This window comes from Planomicrobium sp. CPCC 101079 (assembly GCF_007859275.1).
GTDB lineage: Bacteria > Bacillota > Bacilli > Bacillales_A > Planococcaceae > Planococcus.
This window is the reverse complement of sequence record NZ_VOHC01000002.1, coordinates 36,912-56,369: the sequence shown is the minus strand read 5'-3', so window position 1 is coordinate 56,369 and position 19,458 is coordinate 36,912. Positions and strand designations below refer to the sequence as shown.

At 45.7% G+C, this 19,458-nt stretch carries 17 protein-coding genes; 13 read left to right on the top strand and 4 right to left on the bottom strand.

The annotated features are described in order from the left end of the window. Window positions 1-16: 16 nt before the first annotated feature. From FQV28_RS01035 to FQV28_RS00990, 10 genes are all read left to right on the top strand, one after another. Window positions 17-943, top strand: coding sequence for an ABC transporter permease (locus FQV28_RS01035; protein ID WP_146493745.1), 927 nt, complete (start codon window positions 17-19; stop codon window positions 941-943). 3 nt (window positions 944-946) lie between these two features. Next, a complete protein-coding gene (locus FQV28_RS01030) occupies window positions 947-1,888 on the top strand; it encodes an ABC transporter permease (protein WP_146493744.1) in 942 nt (313 codons plus the stop codon). 12 nt (window positions 1,889-1,900) lie between these two features. Next, window positions 1,901-2,941, top strand: a complete 1,041-nt coding sequence (locus tag FQV28_RS01025) for an ABC transporter ATP-binding protein (RefSeq protein ID WP_146493743.1) — start codon at window positions 1,901-1,903, stop codon at window positions 2,939-2,941. Further along, window positions 2,941-3,927 (top strand): ABC transporter ATP-binding protein, encoded by a 987-nt coding sequence (locus FQV28_RS01020; RefSeq protein ID WP_146493742.1) that lies wholly within the window; start codon window positions 2,941-2,943, stop codon window positions 3,925-3,927. The genes FQV28_RS01025 and FQV28_RS01020 overlap by 1 nt, the downstream gene beginning before the upstream one ends. A 22-nt stretch (window positions 3,928-3,949) precedes the next feature. After that, the gene (locus FQV28_RS01015; RefSeq protein WP_146493741.1) at window positions 3,950-5,584 is read left to right on the top strand and encodes a peptide ABC transporter substrate-binding protein; all 1,635 of its coding nucleotides are present in this window, start codon (window positions 3,950-3,952) and stop codon (window positions 5,582-5,584) included. A 116-nt stretch (window positions 5,585-5,700) separates the two neighbouring features. Further along, window positions 5,701-6,078 carry a DUF3899 domain-containing protein gene (locus FQV28_RS01010; RefSeq protein WP_146493740.1) on the top strand — a complete coding sequence of 126 codons (378 nt, stop codon included), beginning with the start codon at window positions 5,701-5,703 and terminating at the stop codon, window positions 6,076-6,078. Window positions 6,079-6,129: 51 nt separating this feature from the next. Continuing rightward, entirely contained in the window at window positions 6,130-7,917 is a 1,788-nt protein-coding gene (locus FQV28_RS01005; RefSeq protein WP_146493739.1) for a S9 family peptidase, read from the top strand. Window positions 7,918-8,014: 97 nt separating this feature from the next. Then, a complete protein-coding gene (locus tag FQV28_RS01000) occupies window positions 8,015-8,779 on the top strand; it encodes a gamma-glutamyl-gamma-aminobutyrate hydrolase family protein (protein WP_146493738.1) in 765 nt (254 codons plus the stop codon). A gap of 186 nt (window positions 8,780-8,965) precedes the next feature. Continuing rightward, window positions 8,966-10,198, top strand: a complete 1,233-nt coding sequence (locus FQV28_RS00995) for a cysteine desulfurase-like protein (RefSeq protein WP_146493737.1) — start codon at window positions 8,966-8,968, stop codon at window positions 10,196-10,198. Window positions 10,199-10,208: 10 nt separating this feature from the next. Further along, entirely contained in the window at window positions 10,209-10,439 is a 231-nt protein-coding gene (locus tag FQV28_RS00990; protein ID WP_146493736.1) for a hypothetical protein, read from the top strand. 16 nt (window positions 10,440-10,455) lie between these two features. On the opposite strand, the gene FQV28_RS00985 is transcribed toward FQV28_RS00990, so the two are convergent. Both FQV28_RS00985 and FQV28_RS00980 read right to left on the bottom strand, forming a co-directional pair. After that, complete coding sequence (locus FQV28_RS00985; RefSeq protein WP_146493735.1) at window positions 10,456-11,094, bottom strand: class D sortase; 639 nt, start codon at window positions 11,092-11,094, stop codon at window positions 10,456-10,458. A gap of 58 nt (window positions 11,095-11,152) precedes the next feature. After that, the gene (locus FQV28_RS00980; RefSeq protein WP_146493734.1) at window positions 11,153-11,578 is read right to left on the bottom strand and encodes an excalibur calcium-binding domain-containing protein; all 426 of its coding nucleotides are present in this window, start codon (window positions 11,576-11,578) and stop codon (window positions 11,153-11,155) included. Window positions 11,579-11,898: 320 nt separating this feature from the next. Between FQV28_RS00980 and FQV28_RS00975 the strand changes: the two genes are divergently transcribed. After that, window positions 11,899-12,342 (top strand): HEAT repeat domain-containing protein, encoded by a 444-nt coding sequence (locus tag FQV28_RS00975; protein ID WP_146493733.1) that lies wholly within the window; start codon window positions 11,899-11,901, stop codon window positions 12,340-12,342. A gap of 50 nt (window positions 12,343-12,392) precedes the next feature. Here the strand turns inward: FQV28_RS00975 and FQV28_RS00970 are convergent, their stop codons facing one another. Beyond that, entirely contained in the window at window positions 12,393-13,325 is a 933-nt protein-coding gene (locus FQV28_RS00970; protein WP_146493732.1) for a PhzF family phenazine biosynthesis protein, read from the bottom strand. A 115-nt stretch (window positions 13,326-13,440) separates the two neighbouring features. Further along, window positions 13,441-14,022: a biotin transporter BioY gene (locus tag FQV28_RS00965; RefSeq protein WP_146493731.1), complete on the bottom strand. Its 582-nt coding sequence runs from the start codon at window positions 14,020-14,022 to the stop codon at window positions 13,441-13,443. Between the two features lie 301 nt (window positions 14,023-14,323). On the opposite strand from FQV28_RS00965, the gene FQV28_RS00960 reads away from it, so the two are divergent. Further along, the gene (locus tag FQV28_RS00960) at window positions 14,324-16,690 is read left to right on the top strand and encodes a M14 family zinc carboxypeptidase (protein WP_146493730.1); all 2,367 of its coding nucleotides are present in this window, start codon (window positions 14,324-14,326) and stop codon (window positions 16,688-16,690) included. A gap of 646 nt (window positions 16,691-17,336) precedes the next feature. Then, window positions 17,337-19,346 (top strand): penicillin-binding transpeptidase domain-containing protein, encoded by a 2,010-nt coding sequence (locus tag FQV28_RS00955; protein ID WP_146493729.1) that lies wholly within the window; start codon window positions 17,337-17,339, stop codon window positions 19,344-19,346. The last annotated feature ends 112 nt before the right edge of the window (window positions 19,347-19,458 follow it).

The following is a 19,458-nucleotide window of genomic DNA, read 5'->3' as shown; positions in this document are numbered from 1 at the left end:
ATTGAGGTGTTGAAGTATGTATATTGTAAAACGCTTTATTACGATGCTTGTCACCATCTGGGTAATTGCGTCGTTGACGTTTTTGATTATGAAACTGATTCCGGGCGATCCGTTTGCCTCGGATGCAGATGTTCTTCCAGAAGAAGTCGTAGAAAATATGCGGGCAAAATACAATTTGGATGAACCGATACCTGTCCAATATGTTCTGTATTTGAAGAACTTGGTGATGCTGGATTTAGGGCCTTCCATCCAATCGGAGACGAGAACGGTTAACGATTTGTTGGCAGATGGATTTCCTGCTTCCGCAACACTCGGTATCCAGGCAATTGTCGTAGCGCTGATTTTTGGGCTGCTGCTTGGAATTATTGCAGCATTGAACCACAATAAGTTTCTCGATTACGCATCAATGATTTTTGCAATTGTCGGCATCTCGGTGCCGAGCTTCATTCTTGCACCGCTGCTGATTAACTTTTTCGCAGTAAAATGGGGCATTCTTCCGGTTGCTTCATGGGGATCGTTCCAGCATTCCGTTTTGCCGACATTGGCGCTTGCGGTTACGCCGCTTGCCGTTGTGGCCAGGTTCATGAGATCGAGCATGCTTGAAGTCATGAATCAAAATTACATCAAAACCGCTGATGCAAAAGGGCTGTCTTCTTTCAAGATTGTAGTAAGCCACGGTATCCGCAATGCAATATTGCCGGTTGTATCCTTTATCGGCCCATTGTTTGTCGCATTGATCACAGGTACGTTCGTTATCGAAAAAATATTTGCAATTCCAGGAATTGGAAAGTATTTCGTGGACAGTATATTCAATCGGGATTACCCGGTCATTATGGGAACAACAGTGTTTTTTAGCACAATTTTGGTTGTTACATTGTTTTTGATCGATATTTCTTATCGGTTTATTGATCCTAGAATCAAACTGACGAGCAAGGGGGATTAACGGGTGGTAAAAGCAGCTAACGATTCATTATTTCGGCCCTTAGATCCGGCCAAGCAGCAATCAGATGTCATTGAGCGTCCAAGTCTAGGTATATGGAAAGAAACATTCTTAAGTGTTGTAAAAAATAAACTCGCAGTTTTAGGGCTGGCGCTCTTGCTGTCGATTATCTTTCTGGCATTATTCGGCCCTGCAATGGTTCCGTATAGTGCCTCTGAGCAAAGCTTGACCAATACGAACCAGCCGCCTTCTTCCGAACATTGGTTTGGCACAGATGATTTAGGCCGGGATATGTGGAGCCGGACTTGGCAAGGAGCTCGTGTTTCCTTGACAATCGGTTTTGTCGCCGCATTTGTCGATTTGATCCTTGGTGTAATCGTCGGAGGCGTCTCTGGCTATATGGCCGGTCGAGGGAAAGTAGGAGATCGCGTTGACAATGTTCTGATGCGTATCGTTGAAATTCTATACGGCATCCCTTATCTATTAGTAGTCATTCTTTTGATGGTCGTTATGGAGCCAGGAATTACGACTATCATTGTTGCATTGTCTATCACTGGCTGGGTAGGGATGGCAAGAATTATCCGCGGACAGATTCTGCAATTGAAATCGCAAGAATATGTTCTGGCTGCAGAAAAGCTTGGGACATCGCATACAAAAATCATTACACGCCATTTATTGCCCAATACACTGGGAATTATCATCATTAATCTAACGTTCACCATTCCAACCGCCATTTTTGCAGAAGCTTTCTTAAGCTTCTTAGGCCTTGGCGTTCAAGCTCCTTTTGCAAGCTGGGGCACGATGACGAATGATGCGCTTGGTGTCATTTTAAGCGGACAGTGGTGGAGATTATTTTTCCCAGCATTCATGATTGCAATGACAATGTTTGCTTTCAACGCATTTGGTGATGGGATACAGGATGCACTAGATCCACGAGCCCGTAAGTAGGAGGTAAAAACGATGAGTCGTTTATTGGATGTAAATAATTTAAAAGTGAATTTTAAAACGTACGGCGGCGAAGTAAAAGCTGTTCGCGATGTCTCCTTCCATGTGGATAAAGGGGAAGTGGTCGCCATCGTCGGTGAAAGCGGAAGCGGCAAAAGTGTTACCGTCCAAACCATTATGGGCCTAATCCCTATGCCTCCAGGAATCATTAAAGGGGGCAGCATAAAGTTTCAAGGAAAAGAAATATTGGGTGTGTCGAAAAGGGAGCTCCGAAAAGTAAAAGGTTCAAAAATCGGGATGATTTTCCAGGATCCGATGACATCGTTAAATCCAACGATGATTGTCGGCAAACAAATTGCCGAAGGCATCATTGCCCACCAGAAATTATCGAAAAAAGAGGCAAAGATAAAAGCGATTGAAATGCTCAAATTGGTCGGGATACCGAATGCTGAAGAACGCTATAACCAGTATCCCCATGAATTTAGCGGCGGGATGCGGCAACGGGCAATGATTGCCATCGCGCTTGCGTGCAATCCGGAATTGCTGATTGCGGATGAGCCGACTACAGCGCTTGATGTAACTATCCAGGCGCAAGTGCTGGAATTGATGAAAGATATCCAAAAGAAAACGGATACCGCGATTATTTTGATTACCCACGATCTGGGTGTTGTAGCTGAAACGGCACAGCGGGTGATCGTCATGTACGGCGGAATGATGGTAGAGAGCGGCACGGTATATGAGTTGTTTGAAAATCCAAGGCACCCATACACATGGGGGCTGTTAAATTCAATTCCTGACGTGGATGGACCGGAAAAAAAGAAATTGATTCCGATCGAAGGGTCGCCGCCGGATCTTTTTGCCCCGCCGAAAGGCTGCCCGTTTGCCCCGCGCTGCAAGTTCGCCATGGATATATGCGTAGAAGAAATGCCTGGGAATTTTGAAATCGGAGAAGGCCATTTGGCTAAATGTTGGCTAAATGATGAGCGTGCGCCAAAAGTGGAGCAAGTTTTCGCAAGTGAAGAAGAAAAAGCCATTGCAGTAGGGAGTGAAAAGTAATGGTTGAAAAAATCGAAGAAACAGGAAAGGCCAAAACGGCGGAAAATCTTGTCGAAATCCATTCTTTGAAGAAATACTTCAATATCAAAAAAGACGTTACAGTCAAATCGGTTGACGATATCACTATCTCGATCCGAAAAGGCGAGACATTTGGTTTGGTTGGAGAAAGCGGCAGCGGCAAGTCCACGCTCGGCAAGACCGTGGTGGGGCTGCAATCGCCGACTTCCGGAGAAATTATTTATAATGGACAAAACGTTTTGCAGCTTGATAAAGAAACTCAACGTAACGTCAATAAAGAAATGCAAATGATTTTTCAAGATCCGCATGCATCTCTTAACCCGAGAATGCGCGTTGGAGACATCGTTGCAGAAGGAATTGATGCCTATAAACTTTTTAAAGGAAAAGACCGGACCAACCGGATTTACGAATTGTTGGCACAAGTCGGCTTGCGCCCCGAACATGCCAAACGCTTTCCGCATGAATTCTCAGGCGGGCAGCGGCAGCGGATTGGAATTGCTCGGGCACTGGCAGTAGAGCCGAAGTTCATCGTTGCCGATGAACCGATCTCCGCGCTCGATGTATCCATTCAAGCGCAAGTCATCAACTTGATGGAAGAATTGAAAGAATCCGAAGGCTTGACATATCTGTTTATCGCCCATGACCTAGGGATGGTCAAGCACATCAGTGACCGGATCGGCGTCATGTACCTCGGGAAAATGATGGAACTGAGCAATAGCGATGATATGTTCAGAAATCCGCTGCATCCATACACACAGGCCTTGTTATCGGCCATTCCAAAAGCGAACCCGCGTGCCGTCAAAAAAGAACGCATTGTTCTTCAAGGCGATCCGCCGAGTCCGACAGCGCCTCCAAGCGGCTGCCGATTCCGGACCCGATGCCCGCATGCTATGGAAATTTGCGCATTACAAGAACCACAATGGAAAGAAGTAGAAGACGAGCATTGGGTTGCTTGTCATTTATACTAATAAATTAAAAGGGGAGAACAAGATGAAAAAATGGTTATTACCGATGAGTATGCTGCTTGCAACTTCAACAGCATTAGCTGGCTGCTACGGCGGCGGAGGAGAAGGGGAAACTTCTTCATCAAGCGAGGGAGGGACAAGCACGGACATCAAACAAGAAATGGTCGTCAATGCTATGTCTGAACCGCCTGCAATCGATCCGGCACTTGCTACAGATACGACATCCGGCTGGGTTCTGGATCATATTTTTGAAGGGTTATACACACGCGATAAGGAAGGGAATCCGGTTTTAGGGGCAGCATCCGATGTTACAGTATCTGAAGACGGCAAAACGTATACATTCAAATTGCGTGAAGACGCAAAATGGTCAGACGGTTCTCCTGTAACGGCTGGAGATTTTGAATATGCGTGGGAACGTGTATTGAACCCAGAGACAGGAAGCGCATTCGCTTTTTATCTTTACTATATTAAAGGTGCCGAAGCTTATAATAAAGGCGAAGGAAACGTGGAAGATGTAGGAATCAAAGCTGTTGACGATACGACATTTGAAGTTGAATTGAACGCTCCACTAGGATATTTTGATAGTCTTTTGACATTATGGACATTCTATCCAGTTCAACAAAAAGCTGTTGAAGAAAACAAAAACTGGGCAGCAGAAGCGGATACTTATGTCAGCAACGGACCGTTTGAAATGACTGAATGGCAACATGACAGCAATGTGGTCATCGAGAAAAATGACGATTACTATGCTACAGATGAAGTGAAATTGGAAAAAGTAACGTTCGAATTGGTGAATGAAGCTTCGACATACTATCAGATGTTCAAAACGGGCGAATTGGATTTGGTTATGACATTGCCAACTGATGTTATTGCAACGGAAAAAGAAAATCCGGAATACATGGAAGTTCCTTACTACGGCACTTACATGTACATGTTCAATGTTGAAAAAGAACCGTTCACAAATGCAAAAGTCCGCAAAGCATTTGCCATGGCTGTAGATCGCCAAGCGTTGGTGGAGAACGTGACGCAAGCTGGAGAAACTCCAGCATTTGCAATGGTTCCAACTGGAGCTGAAACAGCTGAAGGCGATTTCCGTGAAGCTGGCGGCAACTACTTTGAGGAAAATGCAGAAGAAGCGAAAAAACTTCTTGAAGAAGGTATGGCTGAAGAAGGCTGGGATACATTGCCGGAAGTAACATTGATGTACAATACTTTGGAAAGCAACAAGAAAATGGCGGAAGCCGTACAGGAAATGTTATCTGCTAACTTGGATGTCAACGTTAAACTGGCCAACCAAGAATGGGGAACTTATCTGGAGACAACCAAACAAGGAAACTTCCAAATGGCGCGTATGGGCTGGATCGGAATCTTTGTTGATCCTGTTGTAAACTTGGACTACTACCTTGGCGATAGCCCGAACAACCGCACAGGTTGGGTAAATGAAGAATTCGATTCTTTGATGGCAGATGCTAAAGTGGAACAAGACGAAAACAAACGTTTTGAAATGCTTCACCAAGCAGAAGAAATCTTAATGACGGACATGCCGTTTATGCCGGTTTACTTCTATAAAAACACGTATATGGTTTCTCAAGATTATGAGAATATCGCTTACTACGTGAACCGCTACCCTTACTTGAAATGGGCGGAGAAAACAAAATAAGCTAGAAATTCCTGATGGGAATTGGAGTTGAATCGGCAGTGTCCCGTCTCCAGCAATCCAGTTTAATGGATTGCTGAGAAGATCGGGTGCTGCCGTATTTTTTATGAGGTGAGAAGATGAAACGATTTATCGTATTGAATAGCTGTCTTATGGTACTGTGGATTGCCTGTAAATTAATTTGGGGCTGGTCGCTTGTTGAATGGATCAATTACGCCTTTCTGTTCGGTTTGGTTGCTGCCATCATTGCTGCATGTATTAAAATTTGGCAGACGAAGTTTCTGGATTTGTTCACGAGCGGTTTCCGCCAAATGGGTCCATTTTTCATGCCCATGGCAAAATCCAGGTCGCTCGAGCGCACAAACCAGCAGCTTGCTGAAGATGAGGGCCTGCAGCAATTCAAGCAATCTATTGCTACTTGGCTTTTGCTGTTTACGTCGAGTTTGTCAACTTCCTCCATTTTAATATCACTTATCGGGCTACTCGTTTTCTATTGAAATGAGTAGTCTTTTCAAAAGAAAGCATGAAATTTGAAAGGGGATCGAAACATGAAAACTTCCGCTGGACATCATCTCCAGACTTATTTAAACGTTACTGGGGCTTCCGAGCCAAGGGCAATTCCCGGAAAACAAGCATTCACGTTTTTATCGAAAAAGACTGGTCTTCCACAAGTTTGGAAATGGCAGGGCGAAGGCAGAATTGAGCAAGTGACTGATTTGCCTGATCGAGTATTAGAGGTCCACCATTCTCCTGCCGGCAACAAAACCATTGTCGGAATGGACCATAAGGGAAATGAAAAACAGCAATTGTATATACTGAATGAAAATAACGGAATTATTGAAGAACTTGTTGTTTCATCTGAACACTTCCACCAATTCGGCGGCTGGTCGCCAGATGAAAAAAAGATCGCCTTTTCAAGCAATCGCCGCCATCCCGGTTTTTTTGATGTATACATATTGGATGTAGAAGAAAAAGAAGAACAAGCAATTTTTCAAGTGGATGGAAATTGCACACCGGTGTGTTGGACGAAAGACGGAAAACAGCTCATTTTAAGTATGCCAGATACAAATATTGACCAGTCTTATTACGTGTTCAATTTAACTTCGAAAAAACTAACGAAGCTTTGGGAAGAAAACATAGTGGCCCGATATCATTCGATTCAATTAAGCAATGATGGGGAAGGCGGTTTCCTGGTTACGGACACTGGACGGGAAACCTTGGCCATACACCAGTTTGCATTCAATCATCCAGCCGAATTGAGTGAACTGCTGGCAATCGAAAGTTGGGATATTGAAGAAATCAAGCTTTCACCGGACAATTCCAAGCTCGCATACACAGTCAATGAAGGCGGCATATCAAGGCTTGGCATTTATGCGCTAAGAGAAGATATGGACATTACAATAGAAGGAATGCCCAACGGTGTTTTTGATTCGCTTTCCTGGATGAACGAAAAAGAATTGATGGTAGGCGTTAAAAGTGCGGTCCACCCGGGAGATATTTGGAAGGTTTCGGTAGATAGCCAAAAAGCAGAACGGCTGACATTTGTCGGTGAAGCAAAAGAAGTGGAGCATTTGTGGATGCAGCCGGAACTATGCCATTTTTCTTCATTTGATGGTCTGCAAGTTCCTTACTTTTTGTATGGCAAAAAAGAGCATGACCAGCCGGTCGTCATTTATGTCCACGGCGGACCTGAACATCAGATCAGAGCTGAATTCAATCCAGTCATCCAGTTTTTAGCGGCAAACGGTTTTGCGGTAGCGGCGCCAAATGTCCGCGGCAGTATGGGGTATGGGCGCACCTATGTGAAATTGGACGACGTACGGAAACGGATGGATTCAGTGGCAGATTTGAAAGAGCTTGCGGCTGATTTAGTGGAAAACCATGGTATGGACCCGGAAAGAATTGGAATAATGGGCCGCAGTTACGGCGGGTTCATGGTGTTGGCTGCGTTGACGCATTATCCGGATGTCTGGGCAGCTGGAGTCGATATTGTCGGCATCTCCCACTTTAAATCCTTTTTGGAAAATACGGGTTCGTGGCGCCGTGCGCTTCGCGAATTCGAATACGGTTCATTAAAGGAGGATGTGGACTTTTTCGAAGAAATTGCGCCGCTGAACCATACAGCCAATATTACGGCTCCGCTGCTGGTCTTCCATGGCCGAAACGATACCCGTGTGCCGGTGAGTGAAGCGGAGCAGTTGACGGCAGACTTGAAGCGGCAAGGGAAGCAAGTCGAGCTGGTCATTTTCGAAGACGAAGGCCATCAGACTGAAAAAATCGAAAATCACATTCATATGAATACACTAATTGTCGAGTTCATGCAAAAGTTTTTATAAACACATGGCCACACGAATAAATTCCATTATACTTTAAGGTAAAGAAGGCCATATACCAAGAAATGCAAAAATCCATCAAGAACAGGAGCGGGGAACGATGAAACCTTTAATCGGAATATGCGCAAATTATTCGGCTGACAGTGCTCCAGGAGTAGTGACGGGGTTAGGCGCAATGGGGCAGGAATGGCAGTTGTTGTCGGCTGACTATGTTTATTCTATTGAAAGGGCAGGCGGCATTCCGATTATTTTGCCGGTGACAGAAAATGTGGAGACGGCGGAAATGATGCTTGGCAAATTGGATGGCATTTTGTTTACAGGCGGCTCTGACATCGATTCACAATTGTACGGGGAATATCCAAGCTATGAGCTAGGGCCAATCGAACCAAAGCGCGATTTGCATGAAGTGTCATTAGCCAAAAAAGCGTTGTTTCAAAGTGATATACCGGTCTTAGGAATATGCCGGGGCATGCAGCTATTGAATGTAGCTGCGGAAGGCTCGCTTTTTCAGGACTTGAAGCGGCAACAGCCGGATTGCTTTAATCACTCGGTCGTAGGAGCGCCAATGCATCATCCCGTCCATGATGTCACGGTAGACCCCGATTCAAAGCTTCATGAAATTTACCATTCTGAGACGCTGGCGGTCAACAGTTTCCATCATCAGGCAGTAAAAGACCTTGGAATTGATTTTGTGGCGACTGCTTTTTCGCCGGACGGTTTGGTCGAAGGCATGGAATGGAAAGGCAGCCGTTTTGTCTGTGCCGTACAATGGCATCCTGAAATGATGGTGGATAAGGTGCCAGAAGTCATGCCGCTGTTCACTGCGTTCGTCAAAGAATGCGCAAAAGCGCATATAAGTAACTGATGAAAAGAGGTTGGCTCTGCTGCCGTTGAAAAACGAAGTTGGCCGGCCTCTTTCTTCTAGTGGCAGTAAAGGTGCTCCAATGCCTTGATTATTGAAAAAATTCTGTCTTCTATCTATAATGACAAGGGTAAAGCTTTAGTTCCCTTATTGGATTTTTCTATTCCACAGACAAAAGGAGCCGACTTGATGAAAACAGAAGAAACGACGTTTCCAATCAGTGAAGTGAGAGAACAATTTCCTGCTTTGCAGCGAACCTACAAAGGTAAACAAGCTGCGTACTTTGATGGACCTGGTGGTTCGCAAGTTGTAAAGTCAGCTATTCGGGCCATTGCGCAATACATGGAGAACGGCGGAGCGAATCTGCATGGCTGCTTCCCATCTAGCTGGGAAACAGAAGAGATTATCAAAGAAGCGAAACAGGCGGTTGCTGATTTCCTGGGTGTCCAAGTAAATGAGGTGGCATTTGGTGCAAATATGACCACCTTGACGTTGGCGATTTCCCGGGCGCTCGGGAAAAAATGGGGAGCGGGCGATGAAATTGTGGTGACGGAAATGGATCACCGCGCCAATGTCGATCCATGGCTATTGATGGCCGAAGACCGCGGGCTGAAGGTAAGGTGGGTTAAAGTGGACACTGAAACCTTGACGCTTGATTTATCGGATTTGAACGAAGTTATCAATCAAAATACGCGTCTTGTGGCGATTGGCATGGCATCGAATGCCGTGGGTACTATTGTGGACTTTGAACCGATTGTGAAGCGGGCAAAAGAAGTCGGAGCTTTAGTAGCGGCTGATGCTGTCCATGCGGCTCCACATATCCCAATTGACCGCGATCGGCAAGGAATTGACATCTTATTGTGTTCCGCTTATAAATTCTTCGGGCCGCATATCGGCATCGCGGCGATTCAAGAAGCGCTTTTCAAAGAGCTGGAGCCTTACAAATTGGTGCCGGCACCAAGCCAATATCCAGACAATTTGGAGACTGGCACGCAAAACCATGAAGGGATTGCGGGAATCACACCAGCGATTGAATTTTTTGCAAGCTTTGGGGAAGGTGCAACAAGAAGAGAGCGTATCCAGTCGGGCATTGAACGGATCGAAGCGCATGAAAATAGCTTGGCGACCCGGCTTCGGGAAGGCTTAAAGGCAATTGATGGCGTTAAATTATTTGAAGCGGCGCATGACATTCCGAAAACGCCGACCATCGCTTTTCAAGTGGAAAGCAGAAAGCCGGAAGAAGTCTGCAAAATTATGGCTGAAGAACACAGCATTTTCATTGCCTCTGGCCATTTTTACGCCTCAACATTGGCGGAGCGCCTTGATATCAACAAAAGCGGCGGCTGGATCCGTGCAGGATTAGCGCCTTACAACACGGAAGAAGAAGTGGACCGGCTCATCCAAGCGGTTGCCTCTTTGTAGGAAGGCTGCTATGGATAAAATCAAAATACACCCGTTGATTCTTTTGGCTATTGGAATAAGCGCCATTTCCATGTGTGTACGTGCGTACGAAAATTTGAATGCCACTAACGGGGGATATGGGATTACATTCGGCGTTCTTGGAGTCCTTTTCGCAATTCTAGCCGTTTATGGTTGGATGAGGAACCAAAGGATCGACCGGATCAATAGAAGAATCAAAAAAGGGCAAAAGCTGATTCGATAGCTTTTGCCCTTTTAGTTTATTCGGCCTGCTGCGTTGAGGCCAACTTGGCCTGGACGATATAACGGTCCGGAGCTGAGCCGATAAAGTCGAAAGGATAGCAGGTCGTTAGGGTCAAAATCGACTCGTCTTTTTCGACAATGACCGAACGGTCGTCTTCATCGGTAACCCACATTTTAAAAATTTCATAGATATATATTCTGCCTTCATATTCGACCATCAAGTTATCCTTTTCTTCTAGTTCGGCAAGCCTTGTAAAGACGGTATCCCGGTGTCCGCTTAATACGGTATGGCCATAGCCGCCAGGAACAGTGGTCAAATCGCTGACGTACATCCCGACCCCTTTTTTCAATGTAGCATCATCCGCCCCCCAATAAACCGTATACTTCTGTCCGATTTTAGGAATCAGCAGGGTGGCAGTCTTCTCGCCTAGATTGCGTTCAATATCAGAAGTAAGAAGAGGGGAAGGGGACGCTTTTGGTTGAGCCGGTGTTACCTTTACCTCTGTTGCAGCCTCTTTTTGGATTTTTTCAAAATCCGCTATTTCTTCACGGGTCAAATCTTCAGCTGCAGTTCTACCGGTATGCCAGTCAAAAAAACTGTAAAGCCCAATCAATAGCCCAGACAAGAGAAGGAGCAAGCCAATCCAGCGTCTCATGAAGTTTCACCCCACAGAAAAAACGGCAGGAAGAAATCCCGCCATTTCAATTTATACTTTAAGCGTTCTGGCTTTTCCGGCGGAAAAAGAGAAGAGAACCTGCTCCCGCGAGACCTGCACCAAATAACATCATTAATGGACCGTTAGAAGCGGTATCCGGCAGTTCGCCGCCTTCTTCTGCACTTTCAGTTTCTTCGTCGGTTGTGGCATCAGCTGCATCTTCGGAAGAATCATCGCTCTCAAAGTTTGCCGCGTAAGTATGATATTCACTTTGGCTGACTTCACAAGCCAAGCCGTCATTGTCGCGATCCAAATCATGAGGATCATTTTCTGCACTATAGCCATTTGCAAACCAGAATTCCAATACTTCGTCGTGGCTTCCGAAGTCCCCACAATCCTTGTCGTTATCCACTGCACCGACACTTAAAGAAGAACCTACAAATAAAAACGAGAAAGTAACCATACTTAACATGCCTTTTTTCATGATAATCTCCTTTCTTTTTCCTTTTATTTGAAGTGCAATTCCATAATATAACTATTCTTTTGGAATTACAATACAATTTATAGAATTTTAACAATTTTTAATTTAATTTTTAAGGTTGAGGTTTTGGCAATATTTCTGTTTTTCTTTTTGGAAGAGCATTCCTCCTTTGAAAATTATCCAATAAGCCCGGCTTAGCAGTTTTATAATTCTGCTTAAGCCCTTTTTCAGCCGGATGATGGTACAATACAAAGAGCGAATTCCGTAAGCGGAATAGAATGGTTCATTTTCCAACAGGGAAATGACAAAAGGAGAATGAAATTTTGGATTACCAAAACAAGAAAAACAATTTACCGCCGAATTACGAAGAATTGAAAAAAGCTGCCAACCGAACAGCTAATTGGAAAGAGCGCTTGGCTGCAGTCAACGAACTTGGAAAGTGGAAAAGCGAGCAGACGATTGATCTTTTGACGCACCGAATGGAACATGATCCTGTGTACCAAGTGCAAGAAGCTGCTTATGATGCATTGAAAAACTTTGGGGAAAACGTGCATATGCCTGAGCGGAAAACACGTGAATTGATAAAAGATACTTCGAAAGTTTTGTTGCGCATTAAAAAAAGCTTACCGGCTGACCACTCGTATGAAGAGTTCAAAACGAAGCTGCAAAAAACGCGCGTTGATATTTACGATACCTATAAAGGCGATAAAGGCGCTGATTTTGACCAATGGTTAGAAGGTCAGTGGAAGTCCATGCCGAGCAAATAAATAAAAGCCGTTGCCACCCGATTTAGGGCAGGCAACGGCTTTTACTTCATTCAACGTGTGGCATCTTCAAGATACAATTGCCCTTTTCCGACAGTGACGGATGTACCGCCAATTTTTACTTGCTGGAAACCCTGATCGGTTTTAACGATTGTAATGTCAATGAAGCTCGGCCGTCCCATTTCAAGCCCTTGTTCACTCCGAATTGTATAAATTCCGTTATCAACAGGAGGAATCACGGCATGCTCGACCAAATAAGCACCAAGCGGGCCGCTTGCAGCACCAGTGGCCGGGTCTTCGGGAATTCCCATGGCGGGAGCAAACATCCGGCTGTGGACAGTGGATGCAGGATGTTCGGTTTCTGTAGTAAAGACAAAGAGATGCCGGGTTGCTTCGTTTCGGCTGAAATGCTGTTCCCAGACGTCTGAACGGAAGTTGATAGTATTAATTGCAGCAAGGGAGCGAACAGGAACAAATAAAAACGGTACACCGGTCGATACGGTTTGGATTGGAAAACTTGCATGGAGGTCTGCTGGTGTTAGCGTCAGCAATTCGGCAATCTGTTCAACATCGAAAAACTGCTCACCGAAAGAAGGCAGTGGCTGCGTCATTTCCACTTTCTTGACAAGTCCACCTTCTTTATAGACAGTCACGGAAATATCGCCGACTGCTTCTTCTAGTACCCATTCATTCACGCCTTCTTCAGTTTGGATCAGATCTTGGTCTGCCAATAAAAAAGCGGCGCCAATGGTTGGGTGGCCAGCCATTGGCAATTCCATCTGCGGAGTGAAGATGCGCAATTTCTTTTGATTATCTCGATCATTCGGTGGGGAGAGGAACACCGTTTCCGATAGGTTGAGCTCCTTTGCGATTTTTTGCATCATCCCTGTCGTCAGTGATTCGCCTTCGTGAAAAACAGCTAACTGATTGCCGCCAAATGGCACGGTTGTAAATACATCAAGCAACGAATAATTTAAGACCTTCATCGTGTTCCTCCTTTAACTTTGCCTTCTTCTTTGTTTTAGCAGGAAGAAGGGAAAAAGTCCATCACTGAATAAGCCAAAAAACCCTTCTGCAACAACTACAGAAGGGTTTTTTGGCTTATTTGTATTTCAGGATAAGCGGTTTCAAGCGGTATCCGAAAATCCCGGCTAGAACCGCAAGAATCAAATCTTTTGGAAGAGGGACTGCCATCCATGCCCAAGCCATCTTGTAATCAAAACCTGCCGGGGCAGAGAACCATAGTTTGTATGCGGCATACATCCAGTTTGTTCCGATAAAGTAATTGACTGCGGTACCGGCTAACGCTGCAACGATAAAACCTGTGCGGGAAGGGAAGCGCTGAACGATGGAGCCGGTAATTAGAGCGACAAATACAAACGATACAATAAATCCAAACGTCGGAGAGACAATGGTATCCATGCCGCCCGAGAATTCCGCAAAAACCGGCAACCCCGCTAAGCCGATAAACGCGTATACGATCATCGCCATAGCTCCAAGGCGGCTGCCAAGCAGAATCCCGGCCAGTATCGCGAAAAATGTTTGAAGCGTGATTGGTACCCCGCCAATTACAAGAAACGCTGAAATGTTGGCTCCAATTGCCATCAATGCTGCAAACATGGCGATTTGCACAAGCTGCAGGGTACGTGAATGATTTGCTGATCTAGTCGCTGAAGTGGTCACATGATTTCCTCCAAGTATCAATATAAGAAAAGTATAAACAAGTGGATATTTTGAGTCAACCTATTTTATATATAAGTTAACACAAAGTGAAAGGAGTAGAAGTGCTTTTAATCTAATTGTTGTGAATATTTTACTAGTTGTATAAACATAACATATCTTTAAAAGGGAAAATCAACTCTTTTCGCCTACAAAAGACTGATGGATAATAGCCGAAAGGGATTATAGCTTTTAGTAGATTTTTAAATTAATATTATTAATGGTAAATATTTATACAAAAATAAAAATATTGGAGGAACGCCAAATGAAAAAAACAGTCAGTGGTTTATTGGCAGTGAGTTTGCTTGCCTCAGCCCCTTGGTCTTCTGCTTTAGCCCAGTCTTCAAACTATACATATGTCACTCCGATCGAAGAAAAAGATGGCAGCAAATTCAATAGTGAGAATTACGATTTTACGAAGTTCTCTGAAATCGGCAAACAGCTTCAGGAAATTGCAAAGTCTTCCGACCGCGTGAAAGTGGAAGTAAAAGGCGAATCGGCTGACGGTTTTCCTTTATACGTCGTAACGATTTCAGATTCCAAGTCGCAAAGCAAAGAAAACGAAAATAAAGCACTACGCGAACAAATGATTAAAAACCCAGAAAAAGCGCAAGAATGGATCCAGAAAAATAACGACTTCAAAGTGCCGATTATGATCAATGGATCGATTCACGGAACGGAATTTGTCGGAAGCGATGCGGTTCTTCAATTGATCGAGCGTTTTGCTAAAGACACTGATGAAGAAACAGAAACGATACTTGATAACAACATCCTGGTTTTTAACGTGGTAGCAAATCCGGATGGCCGTGTAGACGCTACCCGCTTCAACAGCGAAGGCGTCGATTTGAACCGTGATTTTATCACCCAGTCTCAGCCGGAAACACGCCATACCGTGGACTTGATCACAGAATGGAATCCGATGGTGTTCTTGGATACTCACGGGTACGTGAAAAATTATGCGCCGAACAAACAAGGTTTGATCGAACCATGTACGCCGCCGCATAATCCGAACTACGAGTACGATTTATACAACAAGTGGGCATACGGACAAGCCGAAGCGATGGAAAGTTCCATCATGGAGAACAAAGGCGAATATGAAGGTGATTTGTATAAGAACATGACAGGGGCTTACGTGCCGCAGCGCGACGACGCAGCTGGCTGGGACGATTACCCGCCGATCTTCACGCCGATGTACGCCATGTACCACGGGGCATATGGCCACACATTAGAAGCGCCGACAAATGACGAAGATGGCGTCAAATGGATGTACGATGCCATCATGGGCGCACTTCAATACGCGACAGATAACAAGCAGGAAATGCTGAATGACCAAATTGAAATTTTCAAACGCGGAATCAACTTTGACCATCCGTACCACGAAGAAGGCTTTTTCCCGGAAGCGTATATTTTGCCGGTAGATGAAAAAGATCCGACAGTTACCGAAAAAGCGGTCAACCATTTGATCAACAATGATATTGACGTCGTTCGCGCAGCGAAGAGCTTTATCGTAGATGGCGTAGAATACGAGAAAGGTTCGTATATTGTCGACATGAGCCAAGCAAAAGCGGGACTTGCCAATACGATGCTTTGGGACGGCGAAGACATCACCGACGACACACCGTCGATGTATGATATTTCAGCTTGGAGCTTGCCTGAATTGTGGGGCTTTGAAGCAATTCCGGTCAAGGCGCAATTCGATGTTCCGACTGCAAAAGTCCATAGTGTTGATGGGCACGGGACACTTTCAGGAAAAGGCCCATACGTTATTCCGAATTCTTCGGTAGAAGCGATCGAGCTGGTTAACACGTTGATCCAGCAAGGTACGACTGTGCGACGCGATGGCAAAGGCGACTTCTATGTCAGTGGGCCGTCAAATACAATCCGTTCAACTGTCAAAGCGTCTGGCCTGCACATTGAAAGTGGCGTAACGCCGGTAGATGCCAAGAAATTGACGAAACTGAAAGTCTCGCTTCTCGAAGACGGCGGCATGAACAAACAGCAAACACATTCCGGCATGAACTTGGCTCTTGAGCGTTTAGGGTTTGACGTTACTGAACTGTCGCCAGTAGAAGTGGCGGAAGCGGGCTTGGTAGGTTATGACGCATTTATCTACAACGGAACGGAAAACTTGATTTCCACAAATTTAACTGCAGCAAACCTTGAATTCGGTTTCCAGAATGCCGATCAGTTTACGGCGTTCAAAGAAAACGTCACAAGCTTTGTTGAAGAAGGCGGCAAATTCATCGCGGCGGGAGCAGGAGCTTCAAAAGCAGCTCAGACACTCGGCTTGACTGACGCGACGGTTCAGACCGGCGGGTCAAACAGCAACGGAATCGTCAACGTTGATTACGATGGCACTGGCATCACAGCTGGCTACGGCCAAGATGACATCGGTTTTGTTTACCGCCCGGCTTGGTATAGCGGAGCAGAAGAAAGCGAAATACTGGCGACTTACGACGACAGTGATTTCTTCCTTGCGGGACACTGGAAAGACAATGAAAAAGCTGCAGGTCAGCCTGTCATCATCCATGAAAATGATGCAGACGTAACGTTGATCGGCATGGAGCCGGCTTTCCGTGACCACACCGATTACCTGTTCCGCTTGATCTCAAATGCGCTTTACACAAATTAAGTTAACAAAAAGAGAGGCCTCGGCCTCTCTTTTTACAGGCTGTCGAGAAAATCTCGGCAGCTTTTTTCATTGCGCTTCAACCGGGCGCTTTCCACGGGCTTGCGCCGAGCCGCTTCGTCGCTGCGCTCCTGCAGGATCTCGGCCCTTCGCTCTCCCACAGGAAGCGATTTGCGCTTGAGCGAATCGTTTGCGACGAAGCAGCGCAGCGATACAGGAGCATATCTTTGCCCTTCACCGGCTTCCGCTCCATTCTACTAGGCAAGTTCACTCAGTGTGTCGGGGTCTGCTGTTCCTTCGGCACGAGCCCGAGAAAAAGGGTTGACTGAAGGGAGTTCGGATAAATCCCTTTGCGACGAAGCAGTGCAGCAATGCAACGCTATTTCATGTCTCGAAGCTAGCGTAGCGATGCAGAAGCAGAAGCAGAGACAGGAGCACCCGGTTTTGCCGAGCTGGCTGGCGGAATAGCGGGAACTATTTTCAGTTTTATCCAACAAATAATAGTGTTCCTCAACAAGTTGAAAAAGAAAGGCCGGAAACCGCCCTCTCTTTTTTACGTCCTCTTTAATTGCCACAGTAAAGTTGAACATATCGGTGTTGCATAGAGGCGCAAGCTGGTAAAATAAAGGAAGGAAACGGAGGTAATTAAATGAACAAACGATTGCTCGGGGTCTTTTCCCTGTTATGTTTTTTTCTTCTCGCCGCTTGCCAGCAGCAAGCGACACCCGAGGACCGGCTGAAGGAATACATAGGCCAGTGGAATGAGGGGAATTTCGCTGAGATGTATAGCGCTTATTTGAACCAAGGAACGAAAGATGCATATAGCACGGAAGAGTTTGTGGAGCGGCAAGAGAAACTGCAGGAAGATCTCGGCATAGAAAATGTTGAAGTCACCTATACTCAGCCAGCTGAAGACGCGGAATGGGATCCGGAACAACCGGCGGACTTCCCGATTCAAGTGAAAATGGAGACGCTGGCCGGACCTGTAGAATTTGAGAAGACGTTGACGTTGCTCCACGAGACGCAGGAAGAAGAGGAGAACTGGTTCGTTGAATGGGATCCGTCATTCATCTTCCCTCAACTGGAGGCAGGCGACAATATTCGTATTTCCCGCACTGACGCAGCTCGCGGGGAGATTGTAGACCGTAATGACAACAAGATTGCAGCAAACGGCAGCGGTTTTGATATCGGCATCGTGCCGGAATCCTTTACAGATGAGTCGAAAAAAGAAGAGCTTGCTGATCTGCTTGGCATTACTACTGATTTCATCGACAAACAGTTAGGGCAAAGCTGGGTGCAGCCGAATTACTTTGTGCCGATTGCCAAAGCTGCAAAAACGGAAGAAGAGTTATTGGAAAAAACCGATGAAATCCCTGGAGTCACGCATCAAGGGACCGACATGCGGGAATATCCGTACGGAGAAGCTTTGTCGCATTTGTCCGGCTATATTGGCGCTATTACGGCAGAACAGCTGGAAGAGCGGAAAGCTGATGGCTACACCGCTAATGATTTTATTGGCCGCCAAGGCCTGGAAGCATTACTAGAAGATCGCTTGCGCGGAACAGATGGCGTGAAAATCTATATAGAAAAGGCAACCGAAGGTACAGAACCGATCACAGTAGCTGAAAAACCTGCAGTTGACGGCGAAACGGTGAAATTGACCATCGATGCCGAGCTGCAAAAAGCAACCTATGCGGCAATGGAAGGAGAGCCGGGTGCGAGCGCCGCTGTAGATCCAAGTACCGGTGAAACGCTTGCGCTCGTCAGCTCCCCAGGGTTTGATCCAAATGAATTTATGCTTGGCATCAGTGGAGACCGCTACAAAGAACTTGAAGAAGATCCGCGAAACCCAATGTTCAACCGTTTTACAGCAGGATATGCACCAGGTTCGACGATCAAACCGATCACTGCAGCAATTGGCATGGAAGCCGGTACGCTGAATGCTTCTGAAGGCTTGGAAATTAACGGCGAAACTTGGCAAAAAGAAAAGTCGTGGGGTGATTACCGTGTTACCCGGCTTCACCCGGAAGCGCCGAATCCGATTGATTTGAACAAAGCGCTCGTCTATTCGGACAATATTTACTTTGCCCGCCAAGCGCTCGACATGGGCAGGGATGCATTCACTGACGGCTTGAAGAATTTCGGATTTGGCGAGGAGATGGACTATTCTTATGGCATGAAAAAGCCTCAGATCTCGAACGAAGGCACAATCGGCTCAGAAGGGCAATTGGCGGATACGTCATTTGGCCAAGGCCAGATGCTGACGAATATTTTGCATCTTGCTTCAATGTACGAACCGTTTATAACAGATGGCACGATGTACAAGCCGACTTTGTTTTTAGATGAAGAAGACAAACAAGTTTGGAAAGAAGGCTTAGTTAGCGCAGAAAATGCTGAGATTCTCCGCCAAGGCATGCGCAATGTGGTTGTTGATGGCTATGCTCAATCAGCCAATCTCGAATCTGTTCCGCTGGCCGGCAAAACCGGTACAGCAGAACTGAAAGCCAGTAAAGATGAAGAAGGCGCGCAAAACGGCTTTTTTGTCGCTTATGATTCCAAAAACCCTGACTTCATCATGGCAATGATGATCGAAGGCGTTGAAGACAATGGCGGCAGCAATTATGTGGCAGGATTTGCTGCAAAAGTATTTGAAGAATAAAGCATAAAAACCGTTTCCTTTACCGGAGACGTTTTTTTATGGGAATCTGAAAAATGGTGCATCCTAAATAGCAGCTCTAACGTCTTTTTGAAAGTACATAAGAAATGGACAC